General features: G+C 68.3%; 9 protein-coding genes. All 9 read left to right on the plus strand.

What is annotated here, in order from left to right; genetic code table 11:
* The first annotated feature begins 148 nt into the window (after positions 1-148).
* The 9 genes from GGR04_RS01565 to GGR04_RS01605 all read left to right on the plus strand — a co-directional run bounded on the left by GGR04_RS01565 (position 149) and on the right by GGR04_RS01605 (position 11,903).
* On the plus strand, positions 149-1,066 hold the full coding sequence (locus GGR04_RS01565) for a c-type cytochrome (protein WP_183197172.1): 918 nt from the start codon (positions 149-151) through the stop codon (positions 1,064-1,066).
* 382 nt (positions 1,067-1,448) lie between these two features.
* On the plus strand, positions 1,449-3,305 hold the full coding sequence (locus GGR04_RS01570; protein WP_183198973.1) for an extracellular solute-binding protein: 1,857 nt from the start codon (positions 1,449-1,451) through the stop codon (positions 3,303-3,305).
* On the plus strand, positions 3,302-5,182 hold the full coding sequence (locus GGR04_RS01575; protein ID WP_183197174.1) for an extracellular solute-binding protein: 1,881 nt from the start codon (positions 3,302-3,304) through the stop codon (positions 5,180-5,182). The genes GGR04_RS01570 and GGR04_RS01575 overlap by 4 nt, the downstream gene beginning before the upstream one ends.
* A gap of 46 nt (positions 5,183-5,228) precedes the next feature.
* Positions 5,229-6,314, plus strand: coding sequence for a microcin C ABC transporter permease YejB (locus tag GGR04_RS01580; protein ID WP_183197176.1), 1,086 nt, complete (start codon positions 5,229-5,231; stop codon positions 6,312-6,314).
* Between the two features lie 100 nt (positions 6,315-6,414).
* The gene (locus tag GGR04_RS01585) at positions 6,415-7,539 is read left to right on the plus strand and encodes an ABC transporter permease (protein WP_246392719.1); all 1,125 of its coding nucleotides are present in this window, start codon (positions 6,415-6,417) and stop codon (positions 7,537-7,539) included.
* An 8-nt stretch (positions 7,540-7,547) separates the two neighbouring features.
* Positions 7,548-8,633 carry a cation diffusion facilitator family transporter gene (locus GGR04_RS01590; protein ID WP_183197180.1) on the plus strand — a complete coding sequence of 362 codons (1,086 nt, stop codon included), beginning with the start codon at positions 7,548-7,550 and terminating at the stop codon, positions 8,631-8,633.
* Between the two features lie 41 nt (positions 8,634-8,674).
* Positions 8,675-10,309: an ABC transporter ATP-binding protein gene (locus GGR04_RS01595; protein WP_183198974.1), complete on the plus strand. Its 1,635-nt coding sequence runs from the start codon at positions 8,675-8,677 to the stop codon at positions 10,307-10,309.
* Entirely contained in the window at positions 10,306-10,965 is a 660-nt protein-coding gene (locus GGR04_RS01600; RefSeq protein WP_183197182.1) for an NUDIX domain-containing protein, read from the plus strand. The genes GGR04_RS01595 and GGR04_RS01600 overlap by 4 nt, the downstream gene beginning before the upstream one ends.
* Complete coding sequence (locus GGR04_RS01605) at positions 10,962-11,903, plus strand: 2-hydroxyacid dehydrogenase (RefSeq protein WP_183197184.1); 942 nt, start codon at positions 10,962-10,964, stop codon at positions 11,901-11,903. Before GGR04_RS01600 ends, GGR04_RS01605 begins: the two co-directional genes overlap by 4 nt.
* Positions 11,904-11,963: the final 60 nt, after the last annotated feature.

Below are 11,963 nucleotides of genomic sequence, written 5' to 3' on the forward strand. Positions count from 1 at the left end.
TGATCCATCCCGGCCGGAATGTCAGAACGCTTCCAGATTTGCGGGCTTATAGGCGTTGCCACGTTCTGGCGAAAGACCGAAGCGCCCGCACCGTTTTCAGGCGTTCGCCGGCCACTCGTGCCGTCGGCAGAGGGAGCCGCCCTTCATCATGAACTCGTTCGAGGCCAACAAGATCTTCGGCGCCCTTCTCGGCACCGTCTTCGTTCTGTTCGGCGGCAGCCTGCTCGCGGAAGGCATCTTCCATTCCGAAGCCCCCGAGAAGCCCGGCTTCGCGATCGCCGCCGCCGAGCCGACCGAGGGTGGCGCCGCCGCGCCGGCCGCCGCCGGCGTGACGCCGGTCGGCCAGATCATGCAGACGGCCAGCGCCGAGGCGGGCGCCGCGATCTTCAAGCGTTGCCAGGCCTGCCATTCCGGCGAGAAGGGCGGACCGAACAAGGTCGGCCCCGATCTCTGGGACGTGGTGAACCGGCCGATGGCCTCGCACGAGGGCTTCGCCTATTCCGCCGCGATGACCGAGTTCAGCCAGGGCAAGACCGTGGTCTGGGACTGGGATCACCTGAACCACTTCCTGCACGGCCCCAAGCAGTACATCAAGGGCACGGCGATGGGCTTCGCCGGCCTGCCGAAGGATCAGGAGCGCGCCGACCTGATGGCGTATCTGCGCTCGCTCTCGGACAATCCGCCGGCATTGCCGGCCGCGGATGCCGGCGCCACCGAGGCCTCGGCCGAAGGCCCCGCCGCCGAAGGTGCAGCCGTGCCCGCCGGCGACGCTTCGGCCGCACCCACCACGGCGCCGGCGACCTCCACCAACCCGATGACCGTGCCCGGCGATGCCGTGTCGCAGCCCCAGTCGGGCGGCACCACCGACCAGACCACGGGCGCCGCGCCCACGGCGCCGCCTTCCGGCAGCACGCCCGCCACCGGCGGCAACGCGACCTCCGCTCCCGCCGCCGCGCCGACGCCCCCGGCCGCACCCGGCGAGACGGCCCCGGCCGCTCCGGCGCAGCCGGCTCCGGCGGCGCAGCCCGCTCCGGACGCCCCCGCGGCTCCGGCTCCGGCGCAGTAACCTCGCGCCTCACGATCAAAAAGGGCCGGACCCTCGCGTCCGGCCTTTTTCGTTGAGGGCAACCGGTCCTCAAGCGGTCGGCAGCCGGGTAGACAGCGGCGCTTACGAGATTACACTTTCGTCATTGCGCGGCCTCGGCCCGACCCCGGCCACAAAGCTGGGGCGGTCTGCCGAGACGCGCCCTCGCGAGCCGCTTCCCTCGCCAGACCTGGAGATCGATTTGCCGTTCCGCCTTCGTGCCGTATCCACCGCCCTCGCCCTGACCGTTCTTCAGATCGGGGCGACCGGCTCGGCCGGCGCGCAAGGAGCCACTGCTCCGGCTGCGGCGAGTTCGTCCACCGCAGAGCCTGCCGCGACCGCTGCGGCGAGCCAGCCTGCGGCGATGGGCGAATGGATGCGCTATTCCTCGCTCATCGGCCCTTCGAAGTACGGGAACAACTTCTCGCGCTACGACTACGTCAATGCCGAAGCCCCGAAAGGGGGAACCCTCAATCAGATCGCGGCTGGGACCTTCGACAGTTTCAACCCCTTCGTCGTTCGCGGCACGGCGGCAGCAGGCATGAGCTCGGGCGTCGGCGGCTTCGGTGGCGGCATCATCTACGACACGCTGACCGAGCAATCGACCGAGGAGGGCTCCACCTCCTACGGCATGATCGCGGAAGAGATGCGGTTCGCGTCCGACTATTCGTCGGCGTCCTTCCGCCTCGATCCCAAGGCCCGGTGGCACGATGGGCAACCGATCACGGTCGAGGACGTGCTCTGGAGCTTCGACACGCTCCGGAAGCTCCATCCGCAGTGGTCGAGCTATTACCACAACGTCACGAAGGCCGAACAGACCGGCGAGCGCGAGGTGACGTTCACCTTCGACCAAGCCGGAAACCGCGAGCTTCCCAACATCATGGGCGATCTCGTCGTGCTGCCCAAGCACTGGTGGACGGGCGTGGACGCAAGCGGCAAGCCGCGCGACATCACACAGCCGACGATGGAGCCACCCTTGGGATCGGGGCCCTACAAGATCGCATCCTGGCGAGCGGGCAGCGAGATCGAGTGGGAACGCGTCCCCGATTCCTGGGCCAAAGATCATCCGACCCGGATCGGTCGCTACAACTACGACCGCATCCGCTACGTCTATCTTCGGGACTCGAACGCGCAGTGGGAAGCCTTCAAGAAGGGCGGCCTCGATGACTGGCGCCTGGAGAACAGCACCCAGCGCTGGGTCGAAGGCTACAATTTCCCGGCCGCGGTCGACGGCCGCGTGACGAAGACCGTCCTGCCGAACCGGCAGGTCCGGTCGATGCAGGCCTATGTTCTCAACAATCGCCTGCCGAAATTCTCCGACCCTCGCGTTCGCAAGGCGCTGACCCTCGCGTTCAACTTCGAGGACATGAACCGGACGCTCTTCTACGGGCTGAACGAGCGAATCTCGAGCTATTGGTACAACAGCGAACTGGCGGCGACGGGACTGCCGAGCGAGGCGGAGCTCAAGTATCTCGAGCCGCTGCGGGGCCAGATCCCGGACGAGGTCTTCACGCAGCCGTTCAAGCTTCCCGTCTACGACACGCAGGCCTCGACGCGCGAATATCTGCGCGACGCCTTGGCGCTGTTTCGCGAGGCGGGCTACGTGCTGAAAGGCACCGCCCTGATCGATCCTGCCACCGGGGCCCAGATGACGATCGAGATTCTCGGCGACGACCCGAGCGACAACCGTATCCTCGAACCCTATGCGAGACAGCTGGAGCGGCTGGGCATCCGGACGAACGTCCGGATCGTCGACACGTCGCAATATGTCGACCGCATGACCAATTTCGATTTCGAGGTCGTCGGCATCGCCTACTATCCGCAATCCATTTCCCCCGGCAACGAGCAGCGCGACTTCTGGGGTTCGGCGGCGGCGCGCGCACCGGGAAGCCGGAATTATGCGGGCGTCAACAGCCCGATCGTCGACAAGCTGATCGACGACATCGTCTACGCACCGGATCGCCCGTCCCTGGTGGCGGCAACCCGTGCGCTCGACCGCGTCATGCTCTGGAATTGGTACGTGGTGCCGCAATGGACACGCACCGAGACGTGGCTCGCGGCCTGGAACAAGTTCGGCATGCCGGCGACGCAGCCCGCCTACGCCGGCATCGATCCGTTCTCGTGGTGGGTGAAGGGCGAGGTGCCGGTGAACACCCCGGCCGACCAGGCCGCCGCCGAAAAGAGCGAGAGCGCGCCCGCGATCCCGCCGGCCAAGCCATGACGGAGAGCTTCCGAAGCATCACCCGCCGCCGCTTCGGCGCGATGGCGCTGGCGGCAATGGGCTCGGCGACGCTGCCGCGTGTCGTCTTCGCGGCGACGCCGACCGAGACGCCCGTGCACGGCCTTTCTGCTTTCGGCGACCTGAAATATCCCGCCGACTATGCCGCGTTCGACTACGCCTCGCCCGAGGCGCCGCAGGGCGGGCGCATGGTGATGACCGTGCCCTCCTGGCTCTTCAATCAGGCGCCGGACACGTTCGACACGTTCAACACCTTCGTGCTGCAGGGCAACGCCCCGCCACGCATCGAGCTGCTCTACGAGGGCCTGATGCTCTCGACGCTGGACGAGCCCGACGCGCTCTACGGTCATCTCGCCGAAAGCGTGACGCTCTCGACCGATCGAAACCGCTTCACCTTCCGGCTGCGGCCCGAGGCGCGCTTCTCCACCGGCGCGCCGGTGACGGCGGCCGACGTCGCCTTCTCCTACGAGCGGATGAAGACGGAAGGGCATCCGAGCCTCGCCATCGCGCTCGCCGAGGTGGCGGAGGTGACGGCGGAGGACGAGCGCACGCTGCACGTCACCTTCACCGGCCGCCAGACGGTGCCGACCGCGCTGGCGGCACTCTCGATCCCAGTGGTGCCCAAGGCGTTCTTCGAGAGCCGCCCCTTCGCGCAAGGTGGCTTCGACGAGATCCCGGGATCGGGCGCCTACCGGATCGGGCGCTACGCCGCCGGGCGCTACATCGAATACGAGAAGCGCGACGACCATTGGGCGCGTGACATGCCGTTCACACGCGGGCTCTCGCACTTCCAGACCCTGCGCGTCGAGTTCTTCCGCGACCGGCAGGCCGAGCTGGAGGCCTTCAAGAAGGGCGACGTCACCTATCGCGAGGAGTTCACGACCCGCGCCTGGGCGACCGAATACGACTTTCCAGCGGTGAAGGACGGGCGCGTGAAGAAGGCGACCTTCCCGGGCGAGAGATGGCCGCGCTTCCAGTGCTGGGCGCTCAACCAGCGCCGCGAGCGCTTCGCCGATCCGCGCGTGCGCCGCGCCGTCAATCTCTGCTTCGACTTCGAGTGGACCAACGCCAACCTCCTGTTCGGCTTGCGCCAGCACTCCGTCTCGCCGTTCCAGACGTCGGACTTCGTGGCGGCGGGCGCGCCGCCGCCGGAGGAACTCGCGATCCTCGAGCCGCTGCGCGGGCAGCTCATGCCGGAGGTCTTCGGCGCGGTCTGGGTGCAGCCGGTCAGCGACGGGTCGGGCCGGGACCGGGCGCGGCTGCGCGAGGCCGCCGACCTCTTCGCCGCCGCCGGCTGGACGCGCCGCGGACAGAGCCTCGTGAACGGGGCGGGCGAGACCTTCCGGCTGGAATATCTGATCAACCAGCCCGAGCAGGCGCGCGTCTACGGCAAGATGATCGAGAACCTGAAGCTCGTGGGCGTCGACGCCTCGCTGCGGCTGGTGGACGCCGCGCAGTATCAGGACCGGCAGAACCGCTTCGACTTCGACATGATCCTCTGCGCCTTCTCGCTGAACGGCACACCGACGCGCGAGAGCCTCGGCCTGTTCTTCGGCTCGGCGGCGCGGAACCGCAACGGCTCCTACAACTATCCCGGCATGGCCGACCCCGCGGTGGACGCGCTGATCGACCGGCTCGGCGCCGCCGCCAGCCGCGAAGAGCTGACGGTGGTGATGCGCTGCCTCGACCGGGTGCTGCGCTGGCGGCTGGACTGGATCCCGAACATCGGCTCGCCCGGCCACACCGTCGGCCACTGGGACATGTTCGGCTTTCGCGAGCCGAAGCCCGATTACGGGTTCCCGGTCGAGTCTCTGTGGTGGTACGACGAAACGAAGGCGAAGGCCGTGGGCCGCGCCTGATACGAGACATGCGCGCGTCCCAAGGGCGCCGCGACGGGACCGGTGAATGGGCGCCTACATCCTTCGACGCATCCTCCTGATGATCCCGACGCTTCTCGGGATCATGGCGGTGTCTTTCGCGGTCATCCAGTTCGCGCCGGGCGGGCCGGTGGAACAGGTGATCGCGGGGCTGCAGGGCCAGGGCGGCGGCGCCACCGAGCGGCTGTCCGGCGGGGGCGGCGACATGGCCGCGCAGAGCGGCGACACGTCGGGCTATCGCGGTGCGCAGGGGCTAGACCCCGAATTCATCAAGCGGCTGGAGGTGCAGTTCGGCTTCGACAAGCCGCCGCTGGAGCGCTTCGGCGAGATGATCTGGAATTATGCCCGCTTCGACTTCGGCACGAGCTTCTTCTCCAACGCGACCGTGATCGACCTCGTGCAGCAGAAGCTGCCGGTCTCGATCTCGCTCGGGCTCTGGATCACCCTCCTCTCCTACCTGATCTCGATCCCGCTCGGCATCCGCAAGGCGCTGAAGGAGGGCTCGCGCTTCGACACTTGGACGAGCGCCGTCATCATCGTCGCCTACGCCATTCCCGGTTTCCTCTTCGCGGTGCTACTCATCGTGCTCTTCGCCGGCGGCTCGTTCCTCGACTGGTTCCCGCTGCGTGGCCTCACATCCGACAACTGGGCGCAGCTCTCCTGGCCGGCGCGCATCGCCGACTATTTCTGGCACCTGACGCTGCCGCTGATCGCGCTCTCGCTCTCGGCCTTCGCCACCACGACGCTCCTAACGAAGAACTCCTTCCTCGACGAGATCCGCAAGCAATACGTCACCACCGCGCGCGCCAAGGGCTTGAGCGAGCGGCGCGTGCTCTACGGCCACGTCTTCCGCAACGCCATGCTGATCATCGTCGCCGGCTTTCCCGGCGCCTTCATCTCGGCCTTCTTCGCCGGCTCGCTGCTGATCGAGACCATCTTCTCGCTCGACGGGCTGGGGCTCCTCTCCTTCGAGAGCATCTACAAGCGTGACTATCCGGTGGTCTTCGCCACGCTCTACATCTTCTCGCTGATCGGCCTCGTGACGACGCTCATTTCCGACCTCACCTACACCTGGATCGATCCACGCATCGACTTCGAGCGGCGGGAGGTCTGAGGCGATGACCGACACGACCGAGAACCGCCCGGCCATCGACCGGCCGCCCGAGATCGAGACGAGGGCCGAGGCGCAGGCCGGCGCCGGGGGCGTCGCGCAGATGGCGCCGCCCGCCGTGGCGATGCGCCCGCCCCGCCTGTCGCCGCTCAACCAGCGGCGCTGGGCCAACTTCAAGACCAACCGACGCGGCTGGTGGTCGCTCTGGGTCTTCCTGGCGCTTTTTCTCGTCACGCTTTTCGCCGAAGGCGTCGCCAACGACAAGCCGATCTTCATCTCCTACAAGGGCGAGTTCTACACGCCGATCCTCGTCGACTACCCGGAAGAGGTGTTCGGCGGCTTCCTGCCGGTCACGAACTATCGCGACCCCTTCATCCAGGAGGAGGTCGCCGCCAACGGCTGGATGGTCTGGCCGCCGATCCGCTATTCCTATCAGAGCGTCAACAACGAGATCCCCTCGCCCGCTCCGTCCGCGCCCTCGTGGACCTACACGAAGGAAGAGCGCTGCCAACGCTATCCACTCGGCGTCGAGGACCCCAACTGCACCATCGGCAACTGGAACTGGCTCGGCACCGACGATCAGGCGCGCGACGTGCTGGCGCGGCTGATCTACGGCTTCCGCATCTCCGTGCTCTTCGGCCTCGTGCTGACGGCCGCCTCGGCGGTGATCGGCGTGTTCGCCGGCGCTGTGCAGGGCTATTTCGGCGGCTGGGTCGATCTCCTCTTCCAGCGCTTCATCGAGATCTGGTCGTCGATCCCGGTGCTCTACCTGCTGCTCATCGTCTCGGCGATCCTGCCACCCGGTTTCTGGATCCTGCTGGGCATCATGCTGCTCTTCTCCTGGGTGTCGTTCGTCGGCGTGGTGCGGGCCGAGTTCCTGCGGGCGCGCAACTTCGAATACGTCAACGCCGCGCGGGCGCTCGGTGTCGGCGACTGGACGATCATGGGCCGCCATCTCCTGCCGAACGCCATGGTGGCGACGCTCACCTTCCTACCGTTTATCCTCAACGGCTCGATCACGACGCTGACCTCGCTCGACTTCCTCGGCTTCGGCCTGCCGCCCGGCTCGCCGTCGCTCGGCGAACTGCTCTCGCAGGGGCGCAACAACCTTCAGGCCCCCTGGCTCGGCATCTCCGGCTTCGTGGTGCTCTCGCTGATGCTGTCGCTCCTCGTCTTCGTCGGCGAGGCCGTGCGCGACGCCTTCGACCCCCGCAAGAGCTTCCGATAGGACCCGACGTGGCCTCTTCTCACGAGCACTCCCACGACCATTCCGGGCACGGGCATCACGACCACGGCGCCGACGGCCACGACCACACCGCCAACGCAGGCGAGGGACGGCTGGCGATCGCCGCGGGGCTCACGGGGCTCTTCATGCTGGCCGAGGTCGCCGGCGGTCTCGTCTCGGGGTCGCTGGCGCTGCTCGCCGATGCCGGGCACATGCTGGTCGACTTCGCGGGGCTGGCGCTTGCCTGGTTCGCCATCCGCATGGCGCGCCGTCCGGCCGATGCGCGCCGCACCTATGGCTACGACCGGTTCCAGATCCTCGTCGCCTATTCCAACGGCCTCGTTCTCTTCGGCATCAGCGCGGTGATCCTCTACGAGGCCTGGCACCGGCTGACGAACCCGGTCGAGGTGCTCGGCGGCACGATGCTCGCGGTGGCGCTCGGCGGGCTCCTGGTCAACGTCGTCGCCTTCTTCGTGCTGCACGGCGGCGACCGTGAAGACCTCAACATGCGCGGCGCGCTGCTGCACGTGATGGGCGATCTCCTCGGCTCGGTCGCGGCGATCGTCGCCTCCCTCGTCATCCTCTGGACGGGATGGACGCCGATCGATCCCATCCTCTCGGTCTTCGTCTGCCTGCTGATCCTCGGCAATGCCTACCGGCTGATCCGCGAATCCGGACACATCCTCCTCGAAGGCGCACCGGCGGACGTCGAAGCCGGGACGATCGAGAGCCGCCTCGCCGGCATCTCGGGCCTTGCCGGGATCCACCACGTGCATGTGTGGATGCTGACGCCCAAGCGCCGTGCGGCGACGCTGCATGCCTCGCTCCACGACGAGGCCGACGGCACGGCGGTGGTGCGCGCCATCAAGTCCGAGCTTCGTGCGAGCTTCGCGATCGTGCATGCCACCGTCGAGGTGGAGCGGGTGGGCGACTGCGCCGACGCATCCGCCCACGATGATCACGACCATGCGGCCGACGCGGCGAGAGGCTCCGCCTGCCTGCATTCGCCCCCACCCGGCCGGCATGATCACGACCATGGGCATGATCATGGTCCGGTGGGAGGCCATGCCTCCGCAGCGCTGCCGCGACCGGCATGAAGGATCCCGAATTGGTCACGCCCCTCGCCTCTCCCGCTCCTATGCCGGGCACAACGCCCCTCCTCAGCGTGCGGAACCTGCAAGTCGCCTTCCATCAGAACGGAGAGACGAGCTTGGCGGTGAAGGGCATCTCCTTCGACATCGCCAAGGGCGAGACGGTGGCTCTGGTCGGCGAGTCCGGCTCCGGCAAGTCCGTCTCGGCGCTCTCGATCCTCAAGCTCCTGCCCTACCCCGCCGCCAGCCATCCCGGCGGTTCCGTGATGTTCGGCGGTCAGGATCTCATCGCGACCTCGGACGACCGGTTGCGCGGCGTGCGCGGCAACCAGATCTCGATGATCTTCCAAGAGCCGATGTCCTCGCTCAACCCGCTGCACACGATCGAGCGGCAGATCGGCGAGGTGATGAAGATCCACCGGGGCCTGCGCGATCGCGAGGCGCGGGTGCGCACGCTCGAACTCCTGCATCAGGTCGGCATCCGCGATCCCGAGAAGCGGCTGAACGCCTATCCGCACCAGCTCTCGGGCGGCCAGCGCCAGCGCGTGATGATCGCGATGGCGCTCGCCAACGAGCCCGACCTCCTCATCGCCGACGAGCCCACCACCGCGCTCGACGTGACCGTGCAGGCGCAGATTCTCGAACTCCTGAAGTCGCTGCAGAGCCAGCGCGACATGGGGCTGCTCTTCATCACCCACGATCTCGGCATCGTCCGGCGCATCGCCGACCGGGTCTGCGTGATGTACCGTGGCGAGATCGTCGAGACCGGGCCGACCGCCGAGATCTTCGCCAACCCGCAGCATGCCTATACCAAGCACCTCCTCGCCGCCGAGCCCAAGGGCCGACCGCCTGCCGCCAACGCCAACGCGCCGGCGGTGATGGAGGGGCGCGACGTGAAGGTCTGGTTCCCCGTTCGCACCGGCTTCATGCGGCGCGTCACCGACCACGTGAAGGCGGTGGACGGCATCGACGTCACCGTGCGCGCCGGCCAGACCGTGGGGGTCGTCGGCGAATCGGGTTCGGGCAAGACGACGCTCGGCCTCGCCCTCTGCCGCATGATCGCCTCGAAGGGCGAGATCCGCTTCGACGGGACGCGCATCGACGATCGGTCGCTCAGCGCGATGCGCCCGCTGCGCGACCGCATCCAGATCGTGTTCCAGGATCCGTTCGGCTCGCTCTCGCCGCGCATGCCGATCGGCGAGATCATCTCGGAGGGGCTCCTCGTCCACCAGCCGAAACTCGGCGCGGCCGAGCGCGACGCGCGCGTCGTCGCGGCGCTCGAAGAGGTGGGGCTCGATCCCACCACGCGCTTCCGCTACCCGCACGAGTTCTCCGGCGGCCAGCGCCAGCGCGTCGCCATCGCCCGCGCCATGGTGCTGAACCCGCGCTTCGTGATGCTGGACGAGCCGACCTCGGCGCTCGACATGAGCGTGCAGGCGCAGGTCGTGGATCTCCTGCGCGATCTCCAGCGCAAGCACGATCTCGCCTATCTCTTCATCAGCCACGATCTGAAGGTCGTGCGCGCGCTCGCCAACGAGGTGATCGTGATGCGCGGCGGCCAGGTGGTGGAGCGCGGTACGAGCGAGGAGATCTTCGAGCGGCCGAAGACGGACTACACGAAGGCGCTGATGGCGGCGGCCTTTCGCATCGAGGCGGCACCCACGGAAGGAATCGCCCCATGACGGCAGGCTACCGGCATCGCCTCGAAGACCAGCCGCTCGACTTCACGGTTCTCGACGAGCGTCGCGCCTTCGACGGGTTCCGCCCGCTCGACGTTCTCTCGATCGAGCACGCCGCCCTCGGGCGCGACGAGCCATCGAAGGCGCGGCGCGAGATCGTGCGCGGCGGGCGCTGCGCGGTGGTCATCCCCTACGATCCCGTGCGCGACGAGATCGTGGTGATCCGCCAGTTCCGCATCGGCGCCGCCCTCGCCACCGCCAACGCCGCGCCGCTGGAACTGCCGGCCGGCGGCATCGACGAGGGCGAGGATCCTGCCACGGGCGCGGCGCGCGAGCTGGAGGAGGAGACCGGCCTCGACGTCCTCGCCATCACGCATTGCTACACGATCCTGACGACGCCCGGCCTCACCGACGAGACGGCGCTGGTCTTCCTGGCGCTGGTGGATGCCGCCGCGCTCGACGGGCGCGGCGGCAAGGCCGATGAGCAGGAGGACATCCTCGCCATCCGCGCGCCGGTGGACGCCCTGATCGCCGCGGTGGACGAGGGTGCCATCGCCAACGGGTTTCTCGTCGGCGCGACGCATTGGTTCGCCCGCCATGGCCGCACCCGCGCTAGGCTGCTGGCCGATTCGATTCGCCAAGACGAGACCACGACGTGACCCTTCTTCTTTCCGTGACGGGCTTCGACCCCACCCGCTGGCGCGAGGCGCTGCTGCGCGAGGCGCCGAACGAGACCATCGTGCTGCGGCCCGCCAGCGCCGCCGACGAGAGCATCCGCTACGCCGTGGTCTGGAAGCAGCCGCCGGGCGTCCTCGCCAACCTGCCGAACCTCGAGGCGATCTTCTCGCTCGGCGCCGGCGTCGATCACATCCTCGCCGACCGCACCCTGCCCGACGTGCCGGTGGTGCGGATCGTCGCCGAGGACCTGACGCGGCGCATGAGCGAATACGTCGTCTGGCGCGTGCTCGACCACCAGCGTCGCGGCATGACCTATCGCGCCCAGCAGGCGGCCCGTATCTGGAACGAGCGGGTGCAGCCCGCCGCGAGCGACATCCGCGTCGGTATTCTCGGCCTCGGCGAGCTCGGGCGCGACGCGGCCGAGAAGCTGCGGCTCCTGGGCTTCCAGGTCTCGGGCTGGAGCCGTACGCCGCGCGAGATCGAGGGCGTCGCCTGCCGCCACGGCGACGCCGGACTCGGCGAGATCCTCGCCGAGAGCGACATTCTCGTGGTGCTGCTGCCGCTGACGCCGCAGACGCACGGCCTCATCGACGACGGGTTTCTCATGCGTCTGAAGCGCGAGACGCCGCTCGGCACGCCGGTGCTGATTCAGGCGGGGCGCGGCGGGTTGCAGAAGGACTCGGCGATCCTGCGCGCGCTGAACGACGGCCGGCTGATGGAGGCCTCGCTCGACGTGTTCGAGCGCGAGCCGCTGGCGGCCGACAGCCCGCTCTGGCGTCACCCCCGCGTCTTCGTCACGCCGCATGCCGCCGCCTCGTCCGATCCCGCCGCGCTCGCGCCGTTGATCATTCGGCAGATCGCCGCCCATCGTCGCGGCGAGCGGCTCGCGAACGTGGTGGATCGAACCGCCGGTTACTAGGGCGGACCCCGTATAGCGGCTTGCCGGGCCGCTTCGGCTTGCGATAGAGAAATCTGACGA

It is taken from the genome of Aureimonas pseudogalii (genome assembly GCF_014196835.1).
Lineage (GTDB): Bacteria > Pseudomonadota > Alphaproteobacteria > Rhizobiales > Rhizobiaceae > Aureimonas > Aureimonas pseudogalii.

What these genes read in the sequence shown, in the direction of transcription:
- GGR04_RS01565 (WP_183197172.1), top strand. Translation starts at nt 149, where the DNA reads ATGAACTCGTTCGAGGCCAACAAGATCTTCGGCGCCCTTCTCGGCACC.
- GGR04_RS01570 (WP_183198973.1), top strand. Translation starts at nt 1,449, where the DNA reads ATGGGCGAATGGATGCGCTATTCCTCGCTCATCGGCCCTTCGAAGTAC.
- GGR04_RS01575 (WP_183197174.1), top strand. Translation starts at nt 3,302, where the DNA reads ATGACGGAGAGCTTCCGAAGCATCACCCGCCGCCGCTTCGGCGCGATG.
- GGR04_RS01580 (WP_183197176.1), top strand. Translation starts at nt 5,229, where the DNA reads ATGGGCGCCTACATCCTTCGACGCATCCTCCTGATGATCCCGACGCTT.
- GGR04_RS01585 (WP_246392719.1), top strand. Translation starts at nt 6,415, where the DNA reads ATGGCGCCGCCCGCCGTGGCGATGCGCCCGCCCCGCCTGTCGCCGCTC.
- GGR04_RS01595 (WP_183198974.1), top strand. Translation starts at nt 8,675, where the DNA reads ATGCCGGGCACAACGCCCCTCCTCAGCGTGCGGAACCTGCAAGTCGCC.
- GGR04_RS01600 (WP_183197182.1), top strand. Translation starts at nt 10,306, where the DNA reads ATGACGGCAGGCTACCGGCATCGCCTCGAAGACCAGCCGCTCGACTTC.